Origin of the sequence: Terrabacter sp. GCM10028922 (genome assembly GCF_042666095.1) — a bacterium.
Lineage (GTDB): Bacteria > Actinomycetota > Actinomycetes > Actinomycetales > Dermatophilaceae > Terrabacter.
This window is the reverse complement of record NZ_JBHTFG010000009.1, coordinates 349,489-372,024: the sequence shown is the minus strand read 5'-3', so window position 1 is coordinate 372,024 and position 22,536 is coordinate 349,489. Positions and strand designations below refer to the sequence as shown.

At 72.3% G+C, this 22,536-nt stretch carries 15 protein-coding genes; 7 read left to right on the top strand and 8 right to left on the bottom strand.

What is annotated here, in order from left to right; genetic code table 11:
* Positions 1-264: 264 nt before the first annotated feature.
* Entirely contained in the window at positions 265-1,437 is a 1,173-nt protein-coding gene (locus ACFQU3_RS10535) for a PucR family transcriptional regulator (RefSeq protein ID WP_385909441.1), read from the bottom strand.
* 160 nt (positions 1,438-1,597) lie between these two features.
* On the opposite strand from ACFQU3_RS10535, the gene ACFQU3_RS10530 reads away from it, so the two are divergent.
* The 3 genes from ACFQU3_RS10530 to ACFQU3_RS10520 all read left to right on the top strand — a co-directional run bounded on the left by ACFQU3_RS10530 (position 1,598) and on the right by ACFQU3_RS10520 (position 5,657).
* Positions 1,598-2,524: a proline dehydrogenase family protein gene (locus tag ACFQU3_RS10530; RefSeq protein WP_385909439.1), complete on the top strand. Its 927-nt coding sequence runs from the start codon at positions 1,598-1,600 to the stop codon at positions 2,522-2,524.
* Between the two features lie 44 nt (positions 2,525-2,568).
* Entirely contained in the window at positions 2,569-4,197 is a 1,629-nt protein-coding gene (gene pruA, locus ACFQU3_RS10525; protein ID WP_385909437.1) for an L-glutamate gamma-semialdehyde dehydrogenase, read from the top strand.
* Between the two features lie 119 nt (positions 4,198-4,316).
* On the top strand, positions 4,317-5,657 hold the full coding sequence (locus ACFQU3_RS10520) for an NAD-binding protein (protein ID WP_385909435.1): 1,341 nt from the start codon (positions 4,317-4,319) through the stop codon (positions 5,655-5,657).
* 67 nt (positions 5,658-5,724) lie between these two features.
* Here ACFQU3_RS10520 and ACFQU3_RS10515 read toward each other — a convergent pair whose 3' ends face one another.
* From ACFQU3_RS10515 to ACFQU3_RS10500, 4 genes are all read right to left on the bottom strand, one after another.
* Positions 5,725-6,768 (bottom strand): hypothetical protein, encoded by a 1,044-nt coding sequence (locus ACFQU3_RS10515; protein WP_385909433.1) that lies wholly within the window; start codon positions 6,766-6,768, stop codon positions 5,725-5,727.
* 33 nt (positions 6,769-6,801) lie between these two features.
* Positions 6,802-9,753, bottom strand: coding sequence for an FAD-binding and (Fe-S)-binding domain-containing protein (locus ACFQU3_RS10510; RefSeq protein WP_385909431.1), 2,952 nt, complete (start codon positions 9,751-9,753; stop codon positions 6,802-6,804).
* A 163-nt stretch (positions 9,754-9,916) separates the two neighbouring features.
* The gene (locus ACFQU3_RS10505) at positions 9,917-11,452 is read right to left on the bottom strand and encodes an aldehyde dehydrogenase family protein (protein WP_385909429.1); all 1,536 of its coding nucleotides are present in this window, start codon (positions 11,450-11,452) and stop codon (positions 9,917-9,919) included.
* A gap of 68 nt (positions 11,453-11,520) precedes the next feature.
* Positions 11,521-12,684 (bottom strand): NAD(P)/FAD-dependent oxidoreductase, encoded by a 1,164-nt coding sequence (locus tag ACFQU3_RS10500; protein ID WP_385909427.1) that lies wholly within the window; start codon positions 12,682-12,684, stop codon positions 11,521-11,523.
* A gap of 203 nt (positions 12,685-12,887) precedes the next feature.
* On the opposite strand from ACFQU3_RS10500, the gene ACFQU3_RS10495 reads away from it, so the two are divergent.
* Positions 12,888-13,829, top strand: coding sequence for a LysR family transcriptional regulator (locus ACFQU3_RS10495; RefSeq protein WP_385909425.1), 942 nt, complete (start codon positions 12,888-12,890; stop codon positions 13,827-13,829).
* A gap of 40 nt (positions 13,830-13,869) precedes the next feature.
* On the opposite strand, the gene ACFQU3_RS10490 is transcribed toward ACFQU3_RS10495, so the two are convergent.
* Both ACFQU3_RS10490 and ACFQU3_RS10485 read right to left on the bottom strand, forming a co-directional pair.
* Positions 13,870-15,327 carry a 2-oxoadipate dioxygenase/decarboxylase family protein gene (locus ACFQU3_RS10490; protein ID WP_385909423.1) on the bottom strand — a complete coding sequence of 486 codons (1,458 nt, stop codon included), beginning with the start codon at positions 15,325-15,327 and terminating at the stop codon, positions 13,870-13,872.
* A 13-nt stretch (positions 15,328-15,340) separates the two neighbouring features.
* Complete coding sequence (locus ACFQU3_RS10485; protein ID WP_385909421.1) at positions 15,341-16,492, bottom strand: Glu/Leu/Phe/Val dehydrogenase; 1,152 nt, start codon at positions 16,490-16,492, stop codon at positions 15,341-15,343.
* 221 nt (positions 16,493-16,713) lie between these two features.
* On the opposite strand from ACFQU3_RS10485, the gene ACFQU3_RS10480 reads away from it, so the two are divergent.
* The 3 genes from ACFQU3_RS10480 (at position 16,714) to ACFQU3_RS10470 (ending at position 20,398) form a co-directional block, all read left to right on the top strand.
* Positions 16,714-17,643 (top strand): LysR family transcriptional regulator, encoded by a 930-nt coding sequence (locus tag ACFQU3_RS10480; RefSeq protein ID WP_385909419.1) that lies wholly within the window; start codon positions 16,714-16,716, stop codon positions 17,641-17,643.
* Between the two features lie 242 nt (positions 17,644-17,885).
* Positions 17,886-20,021, top strand: a complete 2,136-nt coding sequence (locus ACFQU3_RS10475; RefSeq protein ID WP_385909417.1) for an MASE1 domain-containing protein — start codon at positions 17,886-17,888, stop codon at positions 20,019-20,021.
* The gene (locus tag ACFQU3_RS10470) at positions 20,018-20,398 is read left to right on the top strand and encodes an STAS domain-containing protein (protein ID WP_385909415.1); all 381 of its coding nucleotides are present in this window, start codon (positions 20,018-20,020) and stop codon (positions 20,396-20,398) included. The genes ACFQU3_RS10475 and ACFQU3_RS10470 overlap by 4 nt, the downstream gene beginning before the upstream one ends.
* Here the strand turns inward: ACFQU3_RS10470 and ACFQU3_RS10465 are convergent.
* Positions 20,383-22,224 (bottom strand): sigma-70 family RNA polymerase sigma factor, encoded by a 1,842-nt coding sequence (locus ACFQU3_RS10465; protein WP_385909413.1) that lies wholly within the window; start codon positions 22,222-22,224, stop codon positions 20,383-20,385. The genes ACFQU3_RS10470 and ACFQU3_RS10465 overlap by 16 nt on opposite strands.
* Positions 22,225-22,536 lie beyond the last annotated feature (312 nt).

Below are 22,536 nucleotides of genomic sequence, written 5' to 3'. Positions count from 1 at the left end.
CTCTCGTGCTCGTCTGCGCTCTGGTGAAGCCTGCCGCCCGTGCGGTCGCGTGGAAAGTGGCGGGAGCGCGGGTGGTTCTGGGCCTTTCGTAAGCACTCCTGGTGCTCACCTGGCCGGGACAGGCTGCGCCGCAGGCTGGTGGTGGGCCGCTGCGCGAATGCTGCCTGGCCGGCAGGTGCCCCGACGCTAGTGCCTCAGCGCGGACCCCGCGAGTTACAGGCGTACGAACGTCGCCGCAACGTTTTGTGACAGATGTCGAACAGCTCAGATCTCGCTCTGGTCGGTCACGAACGGCGCCATCGTGAGCCCGAGGTGCAGCACGAGCCGGTGGTCACCGCGCGCCAGGGCGAGCCCGGTGACCTGCTCGACCTTCTGCAACCGGTAGTACACCGTCTGCCGGTGCACGTTCAGCGTGGCGGCGGTCTCCTGCACGTTGCCGCGGGCCTCGAGGTAGACCAGCGCCGTCTGGCGAAGATCCGGGTCGCGCTGCTCGAGCAGGCGGCGCACGGCGGGGTCGATCACCGCGCTGGCCAACGCCCTCTCCGGACCACAGGCCAGCAGCCGGTAGACGCCGAGCTCCGGCCACGCGGCGATGGGTCGCAGCGACTCGACGGCCTCCGCCACCCGGGTGGCCAGGCGCGCCTCGTGCCAGCTGCCCCGCGCCTGGGCCAGGTTGGGCCGGATGCCGCCGATCCCGACGACGAGCCCGCCCCGCGCCGCGGGCGGAAGGCGCTCCGAGTAGAGGTCCAGGGCCTGCCGGGCGATGTCCCGGGCCGCCTTGAGGCCATCCCCGTCGACCGGCACGAGGAACGTGTGCTGATCGTCGCCGCTCGCGGCCAGCACCGACCTCGGCAGCCGCCACAGGTTCATCGGCACGGGAGAGGCAGGCTCGGTGGTCGCGAGCCGAAGCACGACGGCGGCGAACGGGACCTCGCGCCCCACGATGCCGAGGTCGTGGATGACCTCGGCGGCCCGGTCGACCGCTTCCGGGTCAGCGGACAGGAGGTCCTCCACCGTGTACGCCAGCTCCTCGCGCGAGCGTGCCTGCTGGGCCATCAGGGCGCCGGCCCGTTCGGCCAGTGCCTCCGCCGCAGGCAACCGCGCCTCGTCGATCCCGCCGGGCTCGTCGAGGAGCCAGAGGTAGCCGTAGGTCACTCCCCTCCAGCGCGCCGGGAGGCAGAGCCGACTGAGCACCCCGAGCTCCGGAGAGGCCGGGGTGCGCACCGGCACCTCGCTCGTCGCGATACCGAACCCCTCGAACCAGTCCTGGACCTCGCGGGTCGAGTGTCGCTCCAGGATCGAGCGCAGACGAACCTCGTCGACGTGCGCCTCGTGCGAGCAGAACGCGACCAGGTTGAAGTCGCGGTCCTCGAGCGTCGTCGGCCGCGCCAGCAGCCGCGCCACGTCGTCCACGATGTCCTGGAACTCCGGTCGCATGGTCTCCTCCAGGGTTCCGGCAGCGTGTCTCCGCGCATCCTCGCAGGCACTTTGAGCAGATGTCCAAGAGCTCCTCGAACCTGTGTGGCACCTGTCCGGTGCTCCCCCGTCGCGGTGGCGCGTAGGTTCGCCGCCAACCACCCCGCCCGGAGGAGACACCATGCTCGGTTCCACGCTGCTGACGGCCTCTCGCAGCCCTCGCGTACGCCGCCTCGTCACGAGCGCGCCCGGGTCTCGGCACCTGGTGGAGCGCTTCGTCGTGGGAGAGACCACGGCCGACGCCCTCGACGCGACGCGGGTGCTCAGCGGCCACGGCCTGGCGGTGACCCTCGACCATCTCGGCGAGGACACACTCGACGTGGCGCAGGCCCGTGCCACCCGCCAGGTGTACGTCACGCTCCTCGACGGCCTGGCCGACCTCGGCCTGGCTGACCGGGCCGAGGTCTCGCTCAAGCTGTCGGCGGTCGGCCAGGCGCTGCCGCGCGACGGTCACCACCTCGCCCTCGAGAACGCCCGTGCCATCGCGGCCGCCGCCGAGCGGGCGGGGACCACGGTGACCCTCGACATGGAGGACCACACGACCGTCGACTCCACCCTCGCCATCCTGAGCGACCTGCGGGTCGACTTCCCACGTACGGGAGCAGTGCTGCAGTCGTGCCTCCACCGCACCGAGGCGGACTGCCGCGACCTCGCTCATGACGGGTCCAGGGTCCGCCTGGTGAAGGGCGCCTACGCGGAGCCGCCGTCCGTGGCGTACCCCGCCAAGTCGGACGTCGACCTCGCCTACGTCCGCTGCCTCAAGATCCTCATGGCCGGCGACGGCTACCCGATGGTCGCCAGCCACGACCCTCGCATGATCGAGCTGGCCGGCGTGCTGGCCGAGCGGAACGGCCGCGCACCCGGCACCTACGAGTTCCAGATGCTCCACGGCATCCGTACCGGGGAGCAGAACCGACTCGCCGCGGCGGGTGAGCTGGTCCGGGTCTACGTGCCGTACGGGGCCGACTGGTACGGCTACTTCATGCGCCGCCTGGCCGAGCGTCCGGCCAACGTCGGCTTCTTCCTGCGCTCGCTCTTCACCCGCTGAGCCCACCCCTCCCCCCGCACCCTCGACCACCCGAAAGGACCCCCATGGATGCCGTCACCCAGGTGCCCGTTCCCGCGAACGAGCCGATCAACGACTACGAGCCCGGAAGTGCCGCTCGCGCCCGGCTCGAGCTGGCCCTCAAGGAGCAGGCCGGCCGCCACGTGGAGCTGACCGCCACGATCGGCGGCGAGCAGCGCCACGGCGGCGGCCCCGAGATCGCCGTCGTGCAGCCGCACGACCACAGCCAGCGTCTCGGCACCCTGCGCAACGCGACCCAGGACGACGCACGCGCGGCGACCGCCGCGGCTCGCGAGGCGGCCCCGGTCTGGCAGGCCATGAGCTTCGACGACCGGGCGGCGGTCCTGCTCAAGGCCGCCGAGCTGCTGTCAGGCCCGTGGCGAGACACCCTCAACGCCGCGACCATGCTCGGCCAGAGCAAGACCGCCGTGCAGGCCGAGATCGACTCGGCGTGTGAGCTCATCGACTTCTGGCGTTTCAACGTCGCCTTCGCCCGGCAGATCCTCGCCGAGCAGCCGGCGGCCAACGCGCCCGGCGTCTGGAACCGGCTGGACCACCGCCCGCTGGAGGGGTTCGTCTACGCGGTCACGCCCTTCAACTTCACCGCGATCGCGGGCAACCTGCCCACCGCCCCGGCACTGATGGGCAACACGGTGGTGTGGAAGCCGGCGCCCACCCAGCAGCTCGCGGCGCACTACACGATGCGGCTCCTGGAGGAGGCCGGCCTGCCGCCGGGCGTCATCAACATGCTCCCCGGCGACGGGATCGCCGTCTCCGAGGTGACGCTCGCCGACCCGGGCCTGGCCGGCATCCACTTCACCGGTTCCACGCCCACCTTCCAGCGCCTGTGGCGCACCGTGGGGGAGAACGTCGCCGGCTACCGCTCGTACCCGCGGATCGTCGGTGAGACCGGCGGCAAGGACTTCGTGCTCGCGCACCCGTCGGCCGACCCGGCGGTCGTGCGGACCGCCTTGCTGCGCGGCGCCTTCGAGTACCAGGGCCAGAAGTGCTCGGCAGCGTCCCGGGCCTACGTCGCCCGCAGCGTCTGGCAGCGGATGCGAGACGACCTCGTCGCCGAGACCGACGCGCTGTCGGTGGGCGACGTCACCGACCTCGGCAACTTCATGGGAGCGGTGATCGACGAGCGCGCGTTCGCCAAGCACCGGACCGCGATCGACCGAGCCCACGCCGACCCCACCATCACCGTGCTCGCCGGCGGCACCTACGACGACTCCGTCGGCTACTTCGTGCGGCCGACCATCCTCGAGTGCACCGACCCGGACAACGAGGTGTTCACCACCGAGTACTTCGGTCCGATCCTCGCCGTCCACGTCTACGACGACGCCGACTTCGAAAGGGTCGTCGACGCGATGGAGTCGGCCTCCGCGTACGGCCTGACCGGTGCCGTCATCGCGCAGGACCGCGCGGCGATCGCCTACGCCACCAAGGCTCTTCGGTTCGCGGCCGGCAACTTCTACGTCAACGACAAGCCCACCGGTGCGGTCGTCGGTCAGCAGCCTTTCGGCGGCGCGCGCGGGTCGGGCACGAACGACAAGGCGGGTTCGGCCCAGAACCTCATGCGGTGGACGTCGACCCGCGTCATCAAGGAGACGTTTGTGCCGGCCACCGCCCACCACTACCCCCACATGGGGTGATGTCGATGGACGACTGCCACTGCGGCGACCCCCTGAGGCGCTGCGCGGGGTGCGGACAGGCGCGGTGCCTGCGGTGCGACCCGTACCTCTCCGACGACTGCCGTTAGGTCGGCCGGCACGTGACCCCCGAGCCGGCGCTCGACGCCCCCTACGTCGTCATCGGTGAGACGCACGTGGCGCGCCGCGTCTGCGCGTCACTGCACCAGCGCGGGTGCGAGGTCGTGCACCTCGTCGCTCCCGGCGACGAGGAGCTCCGCTCGGCGATGACCCAGCAGCCGCGCGGGGTCGCCGTGCTCCTGCACGACGACGTCGCGGCGCTTCGCTACGCACTGGCCTCGGCCCACATCGACCCGGCGGCCGAGCTCGTCGTCACGATCTTCGACCAGACCGTGGCAGACCAGCTCGTACGCCTCCTGCCGCGCTGCCATGTGACCTCTCCGGCGCAGCTTGCTGCGGCCTCGCTCGTCGCGTCGTGTCTGGCGCCCGATGCCCTCGCGATCCGTCGCACCGGCGCGGAGGCCTCGGCACTGCGACGGTCCGGCGAGGACCTCGTCGAGGCCTCCTGGGTCCTCGGCCGACGGGCCCGGTGGCACGCTCGCGTGGGTCGGGTGGCGGGTCAGCTGCGCCCGCACGACACCGGGAGCCGCATCCTCTTCGCCGGGCTCGCGGGCCTCCTCGCCGTCCTGCTCGGCGACTGGGCGTGGCTGACGCTCGCGGCCGGGCACGCGTCCGCGGAGGCGTTCCACGAGGCTGCGCGCGTGGTGGCCACCGTGGGACCGGCTACGGCTGAGGGCGAGCCGAGGCGCTACCTGCTGGTGTCCGCCCTGGCCATGCTCGTCACCGTCGTCCTCACCGCGACCTTCACCGCAGGGCTCGTCGACCGGCTGCTCGGTCCGCGCCTCGTCGGCCTCGTCGGGGCACGCGCCCTGCCGCGATCAGGTCACGTCGTCGTCGTCGGGCTCGGACAGGTCGGCCTCCGCCTGTGCCAGGAGCTGCAGCGGCTCGGCGTGGCGGTGGTCGGCGTCGAGCGGGACCCGCACGCCCCGAACCTGCGGCTCGCGCGGACCCTGAGGGTGCCCGTCGTCATCGCACACGGCGGCGACCGTGCCGTGCTCGAGCGGGTGCGACTGCATCGAGCGCAGGCGCTGGCCGCGGTGGGTTCGGACGACCTCGACAACATCGCCGTCGCCGTGGCAGCGCACGGGGTGGCCCCCGGTACGCGGGTCGTGCTGCGTGCGGGTGAGCACGAGGCGATCGCCGAGACCAGGTCGCTCCTGCCCCTCGGCACGACCCGGGACGTGACCGGCCTGAGCACGACGTACGTGGTCGCCCGGTTGCTCGGCATCCCCGCGACGACGGTCGTCGCCGGGCAGGACGACGCCGACTATCTCGCCGTGCCGGACGTGGGCTTCGTCCCGTGGCCGACGTCCCCGCGCGAGCAGTGCTGCCACGTCGTCTGACACGGCATCCTTCCCCGGCGCCGCGGCTCGACCCGTGGGATCGACCGTCCAAGGGGCAGTCCTGCGGTCAGGGAAGGCGCACGACCGGCACGGGCTGGCCGCGGCGCCGGGCTTCGTGTTCGAGCCGAGACTGCAGCCGGCGGACCTTGCTCAGGAAGCCGAGCGTTCGCACGACTCGGTTGCCCTGCAGGCTCACGTCGGCCAGGACCCGCTCCACCCGGAAGAGGTAGCCGTCGTCGGTGGGCGAGATGTCGCCGACGAAGGAGTGGTTCTCCTGGGTCGTGAACGTCGGGGTGTGCGTGTGGCAGGTGAGGCAGGCCGGGCCCTGCGGCTTGTCCGGCAGGTAGGCACCCAGTCGGACTCGGAAGCCCACCGGGTCCTCGCGCACCTCCGCGACCGGGACGGAGTACGGCCACCCGTCCGCGCCGCGCCACGCGAGGTCCCGGTGTCCCAGCCGCGCCACCGCACGTCGGGCCGCGGGTCGCCAGTCCTCCGGGGTGGGCAGCCAGGGTCCGGGCCGGCGCCCCGCCGGCTCGGGATCCGCGGGTGCGCCGGTGGCGCCGGCCGGGGCGCTCCACCCGCGAGGTGGCCGGTCCAGCGCCGTCGACTCCCACCACCAGATCCGGGTGGGCGTCACCTCGATCCAGATCCTGGCGAAGTAGGCGCCGAGGCGACCCAGCACGAACCCGGGCGTTCCTCGCATCGCCGCCGGGAGCTTCGCGAACGTGAGGCGGACGTACCGATCGGTGTTCGCCTGAAGATCCGCGTCCCGGACCCTCGCCAGCCCATGGACGAGCACGACCGGTGGGCGGTCGAGGCCCGACCCCACGTCGTCGGAGTACAGGAGGCAGACCCTCGGGTTGTGGCGCGCGCGTTCCGCCTTTGCGGGATAGGTGAGCCCGGTCGAGACGTCGAGCGTGCTCAAGCCGACGTACGGGGTGACGGGCACCATGACCGGGCGACCCGTCCGGGTCAGGCTGGTGTACTCCACGGTGACCGCACGGTCGAAGACCCGCGCGAGCTCGTCCGGCCAGTCCGGCGGACCGCCGTTCGTGTCGGCGGTTCCATCACTCGGTCGGGGGTCCTTCGCAACGCCGGCTGATGCTGTCATGACCTACTCCTCGCACAGGGCGTGTCGAGGCCATCATCCCTCGCTCGACCCGGGCGCCTCCACACCGTCGGGACGGCTGCCGCCGGACAACCGTGCATGCGTGTCCCCGTCCGAGGGAAGCGCCGAGGCCAGCAGCTCGGCGAGATGGAGCGCCTTCACGTCCGCGAGGTCGTCGAGCTGCGTCCGGCACGAGAACCCGTCGGCGAGGACCACCGCCTGAGGCGCTCTGCGCACGGCAGGGAGCAGATGCTGTTCGGCCACCGCGACGGACACGTCGTAGTGGCCCTTCTCGACACCGAAGTTGCCGGCGAGCCCACAGCATCCGGGGAGCGCGGTGACGATGGCGTTCGCGCGCTCCAGCAGGGCCTTGTCGACGTCCCAGCCCATGACGGCGTGCTGGTGGCAGTGCGGTTGGGCGACGACGTCGATCCCTCCGAGGTCCGGAGGCGTCCAGCCGGACCGGGTCAGCAGCTCGCTCAGCGTCACCGTGGCGGCGGCGACCCGGCGTGCGTCGTCCGTGCCCAGCAGCTCGACGGCATCGGAACGCAGCACGGCGGTGCACGACGGTTCGAGGCCGACGATGGGCACGCCGGCTGCCGCGTGCCCTGCCAAGGAGGCCACCGTCCTGGCGAGGAGCTTCTTCGCGGCGTCGAGCTGCCCCGTCGTGATCCACGTCAGGCCGCAGCAGTGCGACCGGCTCACCAGCTCGGCGTGGTAGCCGGCATCGGCGAGGACACGGACGGCGGCGTGCGCCGCACCCGGCGAGAAGCTCTCGGTGAACGTGTCGACGAACAGGATCGCCGGCGCGAGGTCGGCGCGCGGCGTTGCGACGTGCGAGCGGCGGAAGGTGCGCGCCGCGAAGGTCGGGAGGTTGCGACGTGGGTCGACGCCGGCCGCGCTGAGCGCCACGCGCGACAGACCGGGGGCCCGCATGAGCGCGTTCACGACTCGGGGCGCGCGTGAGGCGATCCTCGACCAGCGGGGCAGCCAGCCCAGCGAGTAGTGCGAGACGGGGCGCACGCGGCGCTTGTACGTCTGGTGCAGGACCTCGGCCTTGTAGGTGGCCATGTCGACACCGGTCGGACAGTCCGAAGCGCACCCCTTGCAGGCGAGACACAGGTCGAGGGTCTCGTGCACCGCCTTGGACGCCCAGCCGTCGGCGACGAAGGTCCCGTTGACCATCTCCTGCAGGACACGGGCCCGACCGCGGGTCGAGTCCTTCTCGTTGCGGGTGGCGACGTAGGAGGGGCACATGACCCCGTGCTCGTTGTCCGCGCGGCACTTGCCGACCCCGGTGCATCGGTGCACGGCCTCGCTGAAGTCGCCGGAGTCGTGCGGATAGGCAAAGGCAAGCTGTCGCCGTGACGGTGGTGCCTGCAGGACCCGCACCGCCTCCGTCACCGGCGGAGGGTCGATGATGACGCCGGGGTTCAGCACCGCGTCAGGGTCGAAGATGCTCTTGACCCGTGCGAAGAGCTCGAGCGCCCGGGGCGAGTACATCAGCGGCAGGAACTGGCTGCGGGCGCGGCCGTCGCCGTGCTCGCCGGAGAGCGAACCGCCGTACTTCGCGACGAGCTGGGCCGCGGACGTCAGGAACTGCTCGAGGACGACCGCTCCGTGCGGCCGGTCGAGGGGGAAGTCCAGGCGGACGTGGATGCACCCGTCGCCGAAGTGCCCGAACGGGAACCCCGCCAGCTCGTGGGCCTCCAGCAGGTCCTCGAAGTCGCGCAGATAGGCACCGAGCCGAGCCGGCGGGACAGCGGCATCCTCCCAGCCGGCGTGCGCCGGGCGGTTGGCGGTGCTGCGCCCGGAGAGTCCGGCGCCGTCGGCGCGGATCTGCCACAGCGCGCTCGACTCCACGGCATCCAGGACCACGCGGGCTTCGAGGCAGGGCACGGACCCGCTCAGCCGGGCGGCCTTGGCCTCGCACTCGTCGGCGGTGTCGCCGGAGACCTCGACGAAGAGCCACGCGCGTCCGGCGGGGAGCGGCGGGACAGCGGACGGCCCACGTCGCGCCCGCACCACGTCGACGATGCGCGCGTCGAGGCCCTCACAGGCCGTCGGACCGTGCTGGAGGACGTCCATGACGACGTCGGCGGCATCCGGCATGGTGTCGAACCCCAGCACGACGAGCGTGCGGTGCGCGGGCGCAGCGACGAGGCGCACTGTGGCCTCCGTGACGACGGCGAGCGAGCCCTCGGTGCCGACGAGGAACCGGGTCACGTCGAAGTCGTTCTCGGGCAGCAGGTGCTCGAGGGAGTACCCCGACACCTGCCGACCGAAGGTGGCGAACTCGGTGCGGATCGTGGCGAGGTCGGCGCGCACCAGCTGGTCCAGGTTCGTCAGGAGCCGGCCGGCGTCGCCGTCGTGGGCCGCCACGGCTGACGTCCCCGACCGCAGGTCGAGCGACTCGCCGGCAGCGGTCAGGGCCTGCAGCGCGACGACGTTGTCGGAGGTCCGGCCGTAGCCCAGGCTGCGGCTCCCGCACGCGTTGTTGCCGATCATGCCGCCGATGGTGCAGCGCGACATCGTCGACGGGTCGGGACCGAACAGCAGGCCGTGAGCCCGGGCGGCGCGCTGCAGGCTCGCCTGGACGACCCCGGGCTCGACCCGGGCCGTGCGGTCGGCCGGGTCGACGTCGAGGATGCGGTTCATGTGCCGGGAGAAGTCCACGACGAGCCCTGAGCTGACGGCGTTCCCGGCCACGGACGTGCCGGCGCCGCGGGCGACGAGGGGGATCCCGTGGGCGCGGGCCACGGCGAGCGCCGCCCCGACCTCCTCGGCGTCGCGCGGACGGACGACAGCCGTCGGGATCACCCGGTAGAGCGACGCGTCACTCGAGTAGTGCGCCCGGGAGGCGTCGTCGGCGAGCACGTCGCCCACGCCCGCGCGGGCCAGCGCGTCCACGACGGCGGCCACCGTCTCCCTGGAGGCCGCCGAGCCGACGGCCTCACCGGGCAGGGCGGGCACGTGGAGGTCCTTCATGACCGCGGCAGGGGTATGCCGGCCGGCGCGGCCGGGCGGGTGGGCTGACGTGGGGCCGTGGCGGTCATACGCGGTGTCCTCGGGGTCGCGCCGGTCGAAACCGGTGGTTGGCCGGTCGAGGGAGGGCCGGGGAGGCCCCCGTGGCCTCCTCATCCTCTCGCGCTCAGACCGTGAAGTTCACACCCTGGGCGAGCGGGAGCTCGCCGGAGTAGTTGATGGTGTTGGTCGATCGTCGCATGTAGGCCCGCCACGCGTCCGACCCGGACTCGCGGCCGCCGCCCGTCTCCTTCTCGCCACCGAAGGCGCCTCCGATCTCGGCACCCGAGGTGCCGATGTTGACGTTGACGATGCCGCAGTCGGAGCCCTCGGAAGACAGGAACCTCTCGGCCTCGGCTTGGTCGCTGGTGAAGATACTCGACGAAAGGCCCTGCGGGACATCGTTGTTCAGCGCGATCGCCTCTTCGAGCGTCTCGTAGGGCAGGACGTAGAGGAGCGGAGCGAAGGTCTCCTGCGTCACCACGGGTGTCTGCGAGTCGATGCGCACGATGGCTGGGGTGACGTAGTAGGCGTCGGGGGCGACGTCCTCCAGGGCGCGGTCACCTCCGGCGACGAGCTTGCCGCCCTCCTCGGCTGCCTGGGCGATGGCTTTCTGCATGGCTTCGTAGGCCCCGGCGTGGATGAGCGGACCCACGAGCGTTCCCTCACTCATCGGGTTGCCGATCGGGAGCCGCGCGTAGGCCGAGACGAGCCGGTCGGTGAGGTCGTCGATCACGGAGGTGTGCGCGATGACCCGGCGCATCGTGGTGCATCGCTGGCCGGCGGTCCCTGCCGCGGAGAACACGATGCCCCGGACCGTGAGGTCCAGGTCCGCGGTCGGGCTCACGACGGCGGCGTTGTTGCCGCCGAGCTCGAGCAGGGAACGTCCGAAGCGGTCCGCCACCCGCGGTCCGACCGCCTTGCCCATCCGGCTGGAGCCGGTTGCCGAGAGGAGCGCGACACCCGGGTGGTCGACGAGTGCCTGGCCGACGTCGGCGCCGCCGACGAGCACCTGGGACAGGTCGGCCGGCGCCCCGGCCTCGTCGATGGCCTGAGCGAGGATGGCGTTGCTGGCCAGGGCCGTCAGCGGCGCGAGCTCGGACGGCTTCCAGATCACGGGGTCACCGCACACCAGCGCGATGGCCGTGTTCCACGACCACACGGCTGCCGGGAAGTTGAACGCCGAGATGACCCCGACGACGCCGAGCGGGTGCCACGTCTCCATCAGCCGGTGGCCGGGCCGCTCGGAGACCATGGTCCTGCCGTACAGCTGTCGCGAGAGCCCCACGGCGAAGTCGCAGATGTCGATCATCTCCTGGACCTCACCGAGCGCCTCCGAGGTGATCTTGCCGACCTCGAGGCTGATCAGCGTGCCGAGGTCCTCCTTGTGGACGGCGAGCAGCTCACCGAGCCGCTTGACGAGCGCGCCGCGGGCAGGCGCCGGGACGGTTCGCCAGGCCAGGAAGGCCGCCTGGGCCCGGGCCACGGCGTCGTCGACCGCGCCACCGTCGACCCAACGCACCGAGGAGAGCGGCAGACCGTTGACCGGGGACGGCGTGAGGTGGTCGCCGGTGATCGCGTCGATGTCGACGCCGCAGCGACGTGCCGTCTCCGTGGCAAGGGTGGCGAGGGCGGTGCGGTCGGTGAGCTGGGGCGTGCTCATGGGGCTCCTTCGTTCTCGGTCGGGGTGGGCGCCGTGGCGCTGGGGCGGGATGCGCGTGGGGGGCGGGTTCACACGATGTTGAGCTCTGGTCTGGTCTCGCTGGCGGCGAAGCGCTCCGCGTGCAGGCCGGAGACGTCGATGACCGGGGTCCGGCCGAGGTAGAGGTCGCGCAACACCTCGCCGATGGCCGGGCCCATGAGGAAGCCGTGGCCGGAGAACCCGGTGGCATAGAGGAAGCGTGACACCTCGCGTGCTTCTCCGACGAGCGCGTTGTGGTCGGGCGTCATCTCGTAGAGGCCCGCCCAGCCGGCGCCCAGACCCGTCTCGGCCAGGGCAGGGACCCGGTGCTCGATCGCGTCGGCGAGGCGCGGCAGCCAGCCGTCGGACTGCTTCAGCTTGAACCCGGGGGTCTCGTCGGGGTCGGACATGCCCAGCAGGAGTCCGGGACCCTCGCAGTGGAAGTACAGGCTGGTGGAGAAGTCGATGGTGAACGGGGTCCTCGGGTCGAGCCCCGGGATGGGCTCGGTGGTCAGGATCTGGCGCCGCATCGGCTCGACGGGCAGATCCACGCCGACCATGTCGCCGACCGCCTTGGACCACGCGCCAGCAGTGCAGATCACCGCGTCGGTGGCGATCGTGCCGCGGTCGGTCACGACGCCGGTGACGGCTCCGCCTGTCGAGGCGATGTCGGTGACGGTACAGCCGCGCAGGAGGCGGGCGCCGGCGCGGCGGGCCGCGCCGGCATACCCGAGCACGACCGACTCGGGTGTGCAGTGGCCGTCGGTCGGGGACCACGCAGCCGCGAGGAGCCCGTCGGTGCTGATCATCGGCGAGAGCGTCTTGGCCTCGGCGACCTCGATCATGCGGCTTGGCACGCCGAGCTCGTTCTGAAGGGCCACGTTCCTCTCGAACGCGGCGACGTGCTCCGGACGGTCGAGCAGGAAGAGGTAGCCGACCTGGTGCAGGTCGATCTCCTGACCGAAGGTCTCCGTGAACGTCTCGAACGTCCTGAGGCTGCGCAGCCCGAGCTCGATGTTGACCCGGTCGGAGAACTGGGCGCGCACGCCGCCGGCCGCCTTGCAGGTCGAGCCGGAGCCGAGCTCGTCCTTCTCCACGAGGACGACATCGTTGACGCCCGCCTGAGCCAGGTGGTAGGCGGTGGACACGCCCATGACACCGCCCCCGACGACGACGACGGATGCGTGGCTGGGGAGCTCCGGGGGCTGCGCCATTGCGGGCCTCGATTCGCTTGGGGTCACGAAGAACTGGGCAAGAGCGGCGGTTCGGGTGGCGTCCCGGCGGCAGCGCCGGCCCTCCGCGTCCGACGGGCTCTCGCACCATCGTGGGCGCAACGCATGCTTCACGACAAGCGAACCTTTCTGGGCTCTGATGTTTAGAATCCGTGAAGTCCCGTCGGCACAGAAGTGGGTGGCAGATGAGCGCGTCGCCGAGGTTGAACCTCACGCAGCTCGCCACCCTGCGCGAGCTCGTGCGCAGAGGGACGCTGGCCGCGGCGGCCGAGCACCTCGGGTACACCCCGGGCGCCGTCTCGCAGCACATCTCCTCGTTGGAACAGGCGCTGGGCGTGCCGCTCGTGCAGCGATCGGGCCGACAGCTCGTCCTCACGGATGCCGGCCGGCTCATGGCCGACTACGCCAGCCGGCTGCTGTCGCTGGAGGCAGAGGCGATCGCGGTCACGAGGTCGGTGGAAGGCGGCGCGGCCGGTCCTCTGGTCGTCGGCACGTGGGGCAGCACGGCCGTGGGCCTGCTTGCCCCGATCGTGGGACGGATGGCAGCCGAGTACCCCGACGTCGCGGTGTCGTCGCGGGAGGTCGACGTGGACGAGGCGGCCGGCTCGGTGCGCCACGGCGACGTCGACATCGCGTTCGGCCTCGACTACGCCGACGCTCCCATGCCACGCGAGCCGGGCCTGTCGGTCGTCCAGCTGCACCACGAGACGTTCGTCGTCGCAGCGGCCCCGACGGAGACACCGGGCCGTCGACCGAAGGTGGCCACGGCCGAAGAGCTGGCCGCCCTGAGCTGGATCCTCGCGCCCGAGTCGAGCCAGTTCGGGCGGGCGGTGCGGGCCGGATTCCGCCGCCGCGGGTTCGAGCCCCGCGTGCTGCACGAGGTGACCGACACGGGCGCCTCCCTCCAGCTCGCGGCGTCGGGCCTCGGAGCGACCGTCATGACGGACCTCATGCGCCGGCTCAACCCCACCCTCGCTCTGGCAACGCTGGAGATGGCCGATCCCCTGACCCGGCAGATCGTGCTCATCACCCGTGGCGGGCCGACGCCGAGAGAGCCGGTCCGGGTGTTCGTGGAGGTGGCCCAGGACCTCGTGGCCGAGATGCTTCGCCCCGAGCGTCGTGCCTGAGCCCGCACGCGTGTGTCGGCGCGACGACCACCGGCTCGGGCTACTGCGTGATGATGGTGCGACCGAGCACCGCCTCGGCGGCGCTCAGCGACGCCGCCGACTCCGCGGCGTAGATGTCCTCCGGCACCCGCACCTCGAGGCCCAGGACCTGGCTCATCCAGCCCACGTCGCGTTCGGCCCCGCCGTGCTCCGCGTCCATGGCACCGCGGTCCGTGAGGTTCGAGGCGAAGATGCCGGCGGCCGACCGGGGCAGGAAGTCCTCGTAGACGATGGGAACGGGATGCAGCACGTCGGCCGCGACGAGATCTGCGACCGCCCTTCGTTCGAGGGCGGCCACCTGGTCCGGGCTGCCGGCACCCGCCGCGACCGCGTCGTCGACGCCGAAGGTGAAGAAGCCCAGGCCCTGGGTGCACAGCTCGCGTTCGGTTGCCGGGAAGCCCTGCGCCCACACCTGCGGAGCGACCTCGGCGCGGCTCAGCTCGGGGTTCGCAGCGATCCGGCGGTCGACCTCTGCCGCGAGCTCGTCGAAGCGGTCGCGGCCGGCGGGCGTGAGCGCGACCCCCCGGGCCTCGACCTCTCCGAACCGCACCCGCAGCGCACCCTCGGTGACGCTGCCGTCCTGGTGACGGAACCTGCGGGGCTCCGACAGGGCCCGGAACGACGTCTGGCGCAGGAGCACGTCGGGGCCGTCCCACCGAGGCGGTCCCTGGATCTCGTCGATCATCTCGACGCCTCGGGCCTGCATCGAGGCGTAGAGGTCGTCGATGTCGAGGACGCGCGGGGTGAGGTGGTTGATGTGGGTGGTCGTGACGCCGCCGATGTCGGCGGCCACGCCGGAGACCCGTTCCAGCTCGGCGTACCACGCCCGGTCGACCGGCTCGGGTGAGAGCGCGAACGAGGCCGTCGCGAGGTCGAGGTAGCGGTCGGCGTCGGCGGACGACAGCTCGCCGTGCGCGATAGCCCGGTCTGCGAGCGTGAGCAGCTCGGGCGGGAACAGCTCTCGGGCCTCGATGAAGCGCCTCAGCCTGCCCTCGAGGTCGGCGTCGAAGAACCGGCGGTCCTCAGGGATGAGGACGGAGGTGAACACCCGGAACGGGTTGACCGCCAGCTCTGCCGGGTCGAGTGGACGGAACGCCGTGGACACCACGGGGATCGGTGCCGGCGCCGCGTCGCGCAGGTCGTAGAACCCGCACGGGAACATGCCGAGGGCCCCGAACACTCGCGAGACCTGTTCGAGCTCGCGCGGCGACCCGACCCGGATCGCTCCGTGCCGCTCGGCCGTGACCCGCTCCATGCTGCCGAGGCGCGCGGCGTCGGGGCCGCCGCGGGACATGACCCGCTGGTTCACCTCCTGCGAGACCGTGACCAGCGTGGTGTACGCCGGCACCTCGCTGCCGTACAGCGCCGACAGGCGCGCTGCGAACCGGGCGCGCAGGGCGGTGCTGCTGACCGTCGTGGCGGTGCCGACCTGCGGCCCGACGGGGTTCGTGCTCGTCATCGTCCTCTCCTCTTCACCATCCGCCGGCGCCGACCTGGCCCCGCACCCGCATCGCGGCGCGCACACGTTCCTGGGCGATCTCCTGGGCCGTGGCGTGGGTGGTCAGGTCGCGCGCGCGGGCCTCGGTCACGACCGTGACGGTGTTCTGCCGCATCTTCGCCGAGATCATCGGGAAGACGTCGACAGGGTCGACCGTGAACGGCGAGTACCTCGCGTCCATCGAGTGGGCGGCAGCCACGATGCCGCCGGCGTTCGCGACGAAGTCCGGCACGACGGTGACACCCCTGCGGTGCAGCACCTCGAGAGCGTCCGGGGTGCTCGGCATGTTGGCGCCCTCGGCGACCAGCCGTGCGGTCGTCCTGACCGCCAGGTCCTTGTCGATGACGTCCTCTCGGGCAGCCGGGATGAGGATCTGCGCGTCGGTGGTGAGCGCGGCAGCAGGGGCCAGGGTGCCGCCGTACTCGACGACGCACTCGTCCCCGACGTGCCGGCGCAGCTCGACGAGCTTGGCGACGTCGATGCCGCCCGCATCGACGAGCGCGCCACTGGCCGTCGACACGGCGGTGACCACGGCACCGAGCTCGATGAGGCGCTCGGCCGCAGCCTGCCCCACCGCACCGAAGCCCTGGATGGCGACGGTCGCGCCCTGGATCGGCAGCGAGATGGCAGTTGCCGCAGCATCCGTCGCCTCGGCCACGCCGTAGCCCGTGACGCCGAGCTCGTCGTAGGGCAGGCCACCCAGGACGCGCGGCAGACCCACTGCGGCACCGCGGTCTCCGAGCTCGTCGACGAAGATGGCGGCATCGCACTCGGTCAGGCCCATGTCGAGGCCGAACACGTACTCGGCGGGCACCTCGTTCGACAGGGCTCGCGCGAACGCGCGGAGGATCTCCTCCTTGTTGGCTGCGGTCGGGTCGCCGAGGATGCCGGCCTTCGCGCCCCCGTGGAAGAGGTCGACCCCCGCCCACTTCCACGTCATGGTCCGGGCCAGCCGTGCCACCTCGAGGACGCTGAGGTCCGGGCTCATCCGGGTGCCGCCCTTGCCCACGCCCCGGGCGGTGTTGTCGAGGACGAGCACTCCTCGCATCCCCGACCTGCGGTCGGAGACGCACACGACCTTCTCCGGCCCCCATTCGTCGATGAGCTGGAGGGTGTCGACCTGCATGGTGTTCTCCTTCGTCCGTCCCCGTGCAGCCTGCCGCGGCCTCGGCCCCTCCGGAAGACGCTGCAGCCCTCGTCGTCCTGTGCGTTCGGTAAGCATCCCTGGTGCTCGTTCTGGTGACCGAGGACTATGGTCGAGCGGGCACGCCGCGTGCTTCGGCGAGCTGGTCCTTCGACTCGTCGAACGCGGTGGCCACTCCCGACACGGAGGGACCAGGATTCGTCATGCTCAACCCGGTGCACCTGCTGACCCTCACGACCGTGGTCCGATGCGGCTCGTTCGCCGACGCCGCGCGCCAGCTCGGCTACACGCCATCGGCGGTCTCCCAGCAGATCTCGACGCTCGAACGCCACCTCAGGGTCCCGCTGTTCGAGCGGGACGCCCGCAGCATCCGACCCACACCCGCGGCCGAGTTCATCGTCGCGAGCTCCGGAGCGGCGTTGGGCACGCTGCGGACCTTGGAGGACGACGTCAACCTGCTCCTCGGGGGCGTGATCGGACGCCTGAGGGTGGGTAGCTTCCCCTCCGCGAGCGAGCAGCTCCTCCCGGCTGCCCTCTCGGCGTTCAAGCGTGACAACGACCGTATCGAGGTCGGTCTCGACGAGGGCGAGTCACACGAGCTGATGCCGCTGCTGCTGGCCCGTGAGCTCGACGTCGCGCTCGTCTACCGGTACGCGCTGGTGCCGCGCCCGTGGCCCCGCGGCGTGAAGACCCGCCGCCTGTTGACCGAGGACCTCCTGCTCGTCCTTCCACCTGATCACCCGAAGGCCGGCGACGAGGTGGTGGACGTCTCGAGCCTCGCCGACGACACGTGGGTCTCGACCCGCAACGGGACGGCCGCTGCCACGATGCTGCGCCAGCTGTGCCGCGGTCACGGGTTCGAGCCGTCGGTGTCCTACCGGAGCAACAACTACGGCGTCATCCAGGGCCTCGTGCGGGCCGGTCTGGGCATTGCCGTCATCCCGGCGCTCGGTTACCGACCGCATGACCAGCTGGCGGTGGCCCGAGTGCGCTCCGAGTCCACGCAGCGCCACGTCTTCCTGGCGGTGTCGCCGGCTGCGCCACGACCTCTCGTCGACGCCATCACGGCGGCCCTGGAGCAGGCGAGCCGGGAGCTCGCGGTGTCGGCCGTCGGGATCTCGTCGCCCGAGTAGCCCGGGGGCGCCGGCAGCACGGCTGCCGGGTGCACGGCCAGGCAATCGGGCTGGAGTCCGACAAAACCCTCGTCGGGAGCCGCTCGGCTGCCTACGCTCGTGCTCATGGTGGGGTGCAGGCGGCTGGATCGCTCCCGGAGATGACACAAGGCGTGGACGCGGCGGGAACGTCGGGTCCCGTCGGCGTGCCCGTGGACCGCCGAACCGCAGCCACCAGACACCAGGGCGCCGGCCCCGATGTCATGAGCACCGACGCCGTCAGCACGTCCACCCGGGCCCTGCGACTCGTCGGCATCGCCGTCGCCTACTACCTCGGGGCCCGGCTCGGCCTCAACCTCTCCCTCGTCGGCAACGACGTCACACCGCTGTGGCCGCCGACCGGGATCGCCGTCGCCGCGCTCCTCGTCGCGGGCCGCTCCTACTGGCCGGCCGTCGCCGTCGCCGCCCTGGCCGTGAACCTCCCGATCAGTGCGACGCCGCTCGCCGCTGCCGTGACTGCCGTCGGCAACACGCTCGCCCCCGTCGTGGCTGTCACCCTCCTGCACCGCGTCGGCTTCCGTCGCCAGCTCGACCGACAGCGCGACGCGATGGCGATCGTCTTCCTCGGCGCGCTCGCGAGCATGCTGATCAGCGCCACCATCGGCTCGGTCACGCTCGTCGCGTCGGGCGCCATCGCGATGCAGCACCTGCCCACGGCGATGGCTGTCTGGTGGACGGGCGACGCGATGGGCGTGCTCGTCGTCGCGCCCTTCCTGCTGTGTCTCCCGCTGTTCTGGGAGCAGCGGCGCTGGCCGACGATGCGCTGGATCGAGGGGGCGGCGTTCCTCATCGCCGCCACGGGGGTCGTGACGGTGGCCTCGTTGACCGAGCTGCCCATCCTGTTCCTCACCCTCCCGGTCGTCGGCTGGGTGGCGTGGCGACTGCAGCTGCGCGGGGCCGCCCCAGCGGCTCTCGTCGCCTGCCTCGCCGCGACGTGGTCAGCCGCCACGATGACCGGTCCCTTCGAGGGCATGACGCTGCTCGAGCAGATGGTGACGCTCCAGGGTTTCAACGCCTGCGTCGCCCTGACGTCGTTCTTCCTCGCCGCCCTCGTCAGTGAGCGGATGGCCGCAGCCGCTGCGCTCTCCGCCGCCGCCGCCGAGCTGGAGGCGCGGGTCGAGCAACGCACCGCACAGCTCTCGGCGGCCAACACCCGGCTCGTGCAGGAGATCCAGGAGCGGTCCGAGGCGCAGGAGCTGCTGAGCCACGAGGAGGCCCGTGCGCATCGCGAGCACGAGATCGCCGAGACCCTGCAGCGCAGCCTCCTGCCGGACCGCCTTCCCGACGTACCGGGCGTGGCCCTCGCCGCGCGCTACGTCCCGGCGACGGAGGACTTCCAGCTCGGGGGCGACTGGTACGACGTCGTCCAGCTTCCCGACGGCCTCATCGGTCTCGCCATCGGCGACGTGGCCGGGCACGGGCTGCAGGCAGCCGCGACCATGGTCCAGGTCCGGATGGCCCTGCGCGCCTATGCCCTTCAGGACCCGTCACCACCGACGGTGATGCACGGCGTGCACGCGCTCGTCGCGCAGCTTCCCGTGCCGGAGATGGTGACCCTGCTGTACCTCCTCTTCGACCCCTCGACGCGCCGTGTCCGGTGGACGAACGCCGGCCACCCACCTGCCCTCGTCGTGGGCGGCGGGGAGGGAACCTTCCTCACGGGTGGCCTGGCCCCGCCCATCGGTGTCACCATCGACGGCGGCTTCACCGAGGAGACCCGGGTCCTCGAGCACGGCGCGACGCTCCTGCTCTACACCGACGGCCTCGTCGAGCGGCGCGGCGTGTCGATCACCGAGGGCCTGGACCGTCTCCGCCGTGAGGCCGCCGGCACCCACGCGGACGACGGCCTCGAGTCCCTGTGCGACCTGCTCCTCGACACCTTCCTCGTCGAGCACCACGTCGAGGACGACGTCGCGATCATCGCCATGCGTCCGACCGCCTCCGTCGACGGCGAGCTGACCCTGCGCCTGCCCGCGGAGGCCCGCAACCTCGTCCAGGTGCGCGGTGCCCTGCGCCGCTGGCTCCGCGAGAACAGAGTCTCCGAGACGGACGTCAACGAGGTCCTCGTCGCGACCGGTGAGGCCTGTGCCAACGTCGTCCAGCACGCCTACAGCGGCCGGGCCGACGCCGGCGACCTCGATGTCGAGGCCCGGCTCGCCGACGGAGGGCTCCAGGTCCTCGTGCGTGACCACGGCGAGTGGCGTCCGGCCGCCGAGCGCGGCGGAGGCTGGGGCCTGCAGCTCATGGAGGCGCTCATGGACGAGGTCGACGTCGAACGCACGCCTGCGGGCACGGACGTCCACCTACGCCGCCGCGTCGAGATCGGGGTGGTCGTGTGAGTGACCTCGCCCGCATCGAGGCCCGGCGCAGGGGCCCGGCCCACGTCGTCCACGTGACGGGCGAGGTCGACCTCTCGAACGCCCAGGAGCTGACCGATGCCGTCGCCCGCGACGTCCCCGACGACGTGACGCTCGTCGTCCTCGACCTCACCGGCACGACCTACGTCGACAGCGCCACCATCGCAACGCTCTTCCGCCTCTCGTCCCGTCTGCGCGAGCGCCGCCAGGAGCTGCGGCTCGTCGTCCCTTCGGACTCGCCGATCCGCGCCGTTCTCGAGCTGACGCGCCTCAGCCACGTCATCCCGATCGACGAGCAGCCGTATGCCGCCCCGCCGGAGCCGTCGGCACCGGGCGAGCTCGATCAGAGCAGCGGATAGCTGCCTGATCCCGCGAGAAGCTCCCCCGACCGGTCCTCGAACGACGCTCGGAGCTCTCCGGTCAGACCGGTCCGGGTCCGCGTCACCTCGATGACGAGCTGACCCGCGCGAAGCCGGTCGTCGAGGGCCCGCGTCGGGCTCGAGACGTGCTCGGTGGCGCGCGCGCCGTGCCGGTCGAGCACCGACGTGATGAGCCAGCCGTCCGGCGCCTCGAGGTGCGCGAGGTAGGTGCCTTGGTCTCCCGGCTCGAGCAGCAGCCGCGTCACCGTGCCGACATCGCCGGGCGGTGGCGGCGTGGTCGCCGCCGGCGACGTGCTGGAGGTGCTCGACGGGCTCCCGGCTGTGGAGGTTCCCGGTGAGGACGACGTCCCGGGCCGGAGCGGACGTCCGCCCGGCACGCCTGCCGGCTCACGCAGCCGGGCCACCGCGGCCGTCGCGGCGCCGATGACGGGACCCGGTGCGGTTGTCGCGCTCGTGGCGCCCGTCTCGGCCGCCTCGGTGGTCGTCGGCCACCCCGACTCGGAGCCACCCGGCATACCGGAGGACGAGTCGCGCCCGGTCGACGCGTCGGCCGCGACCTGGCCCGCGGGCTCTGACTGGACCAGGAAGAGCACGGCGGCCACGATGATGGCGGCCGCGGCGACGACGGCAGCCGCCGAGCGGCCGGGCACCGAGAGCACCTTCCCGACGACTGTCGACCCACCCGACGTGGCCCCGGCGCCTGCGCCGAGCCCCTCGATGTCGTCGAGGAACGACTCGACGCCGAGGACCGGCGGAGGAGCCGCAGCCCCTGCTGCCGTCGCCCACGCGGCAGCACCGGCTGGGCCCGTTCCGAGCGCACCGGCGCCCGCGGACCCGACCGACGCGCCGGCTCCTCCGGCAGCGGCGAAGGCGCCGGGCAGCAGCACCGGGGCGACCCGCAGCCGGATCGCGGCGTCGACGTCGATGACGTCGAGCACTGCCGCACGGCACCGTGCACACCGGTCGAGGTGCTCGTCGACGCGCTCTCGCGCCTTGGCCGGCAAGGAGTCGCGCACGTAACCACCGAGCTGGCGCCGCACCTCCCGACACTGCGGGTCACCCGCGTTCGCGACGAGCTCCGACAGGAAGACCTGGCGCAGCCGCTCACGCGCGCGCTTGCTGCGGCTCGCCACGCCGTTCGCGGTCGTGCCCAGCCGGGGCGCGAGCTGGTGCGGCTTCTCCTCGTGGACGACGAGCTCCCACAGCAGTGACCGGGACTCGTCGGGCAGCGAGCGCCAGGCGGCCCAGACGGCATCGCGTTCCTCGGCCTCGACGGCGGCGTCCTCCGCCGACGTGTCCGACACGCTGTCGACGGCCGCCTCGTCGTCCGTGAGCACGACCCGGCTCGTGTAGCGGCGGGCGACGTCGATGTTGACCCGGCGCAGCGTCGTCAGCAGGTAGGGCCGGAACGCCGTGCCGGGGCCGCCGCCCGAGCGGATCGCGTCGAGGGTCCGGGTGAAGCTCTCGCTGACGAGGTCGTCGACGTCGCTGGGCGAGGCGATCCGGGTCGCGAGCCGACGTGCCGCCGGCTCGTGCCGCGTCCACAGCTCGGAGTATGCCGTGTCGTCCCCTCCGCGCACGCTGTCCACGAGCACCGCGTCGTCCGCACGGTCATCCGATGGGTCGTCCGGATGGGCGCCCCGGTGTCGATCGCCGTCGTGGGACCTCGGGGACCGGCTTCGCGTCGCGTCCCCCGCCCGCCCGACGGGCGCGGGCACGCCGGAGGCCGCCACGTCCTCGGCCTCGGCCCCCACGTCGCCGGACTCGCCTGCCACGCCGCCGTGCTCGTCGTGCGCCTGCTCCACGCTCTCCCATCCCTGGTCTGCCGGCCTGCTTCGGGCCCATCGACCCATGGCTTTGCCGGGCGCGTGGCCGGGTGCCGGGTCTCGTCCCCCGACCCGGTCGGCGCGTCAGCAACGCACCTCACGCATCCTTCCCCTTGGAGACGCCGCACGGGCCGAATCATGGCGCGACATGCCCACCGATGTGCGCGGCCGACACAGCTTGTGGGGATTTGCGCGCGTTTGCGACACACCTGACCGGCAGCGACGTCTCCTGATGTGACGCGCTCCTCGGACGACGCCTCGGGCCAGGGGGTCCGGCGCAGCCGTGGGGCC

What these genes read in the sequence shown, in the direction of transcription:
- ACFQU3_RS10535 (WP_385909441.1), bottom strand. Translation starts at nt 1,437, where the DNA reads ATGCGACCGGAGTTCCAGGACATCGTGGACGACGTGGCGCGGCTGCTG.
- ACFQU3_RS10530 (WP_385909439.1), top strand. Translation starts at nt 1,598, where the DNA reads ATGCTCGGTTCCACGCTGCTGACGGCCTCTCGCAGCCCTCGCGTACGC.
- pruA (WP_385909437.1), top strand. Translation starts at nt 2,569, where the DNA reads ATGGATGCCGTCACCCAGGTGCCCGTTCCCGCGAACGAGCCGATCAAC.
- ACFQU3_RS10515 (WP_385909433.1), bottom strand. Translation starts at nt 6,768, where the DNA reads ATGACAGCATCAGCCGGCGTTGCGAAGGACCCCCGACCGAGTGATGGA.
- ACFQU3_RS10510 (WP_385909431.1), bottom strand. Translation starts at nt 9,753, where the DNA reads ATGAAGGACCTCCACGTGCCCGCCCTGCCCGGTGAGGCCGTCGGCTCG.
- ACFQU3_RS10505 (WP_385909429.1), bottom strand. Translation starts at nt 11,452, where the DNA reads ATGAGCACGCCCCAGCTCACCGACCGCACCGCCCTCGCCACCCTTGCC.
- ACFQU3_RS10500 (WP_385909427.1), bottom strand. Translation starts at nt 12,684, where the DNA reads ATGGCGCAGCCCCCGGAGCTCCCCAGCCACGCATCCGTCGTCGTCGTC.
- ACFQU3_RS10495 (WP_385909425.1), top strand. Translation starts at nt 12,888, where the DNA reads ATGAGCGCGTCGCCGAGGTTGAACCTCACGCAGCTCGCCACCCTGCGC.
- ACFQU3_RS10490 (WP_385909423.1), bottom strand. Translation starts at nt 15,327, where the DNA reads ATGACGAGCACGAACCCCGTCGGGCCGCAGGTCGGCACCGCCACGACG.
- ACFQU3_RS10485 (WP_385909421.1), bottom strand. Translation starts at nt 16,492, where the DNA reads ATGCAGGTCGACACCCTCCAGCTCATCGACGAATGGGGGCCGGAGAAG.
- ACFQU3_RS10480 (WP_385909419.1), top strand. Translation starts at nt 16,714, where the DNA reads ATGCTCAACCCGGTGCACCTGCTGACCCTCACGACCGTGGTCCGATGC.
- ACFQU3_RS10475 (WP_385909417.1), top strand. Translation starts at nt 17,886, where the DNA reads ATGAGCACCGACGCCGTCAGCACGTCCACCCGGGCCCTGCGACTCGTC.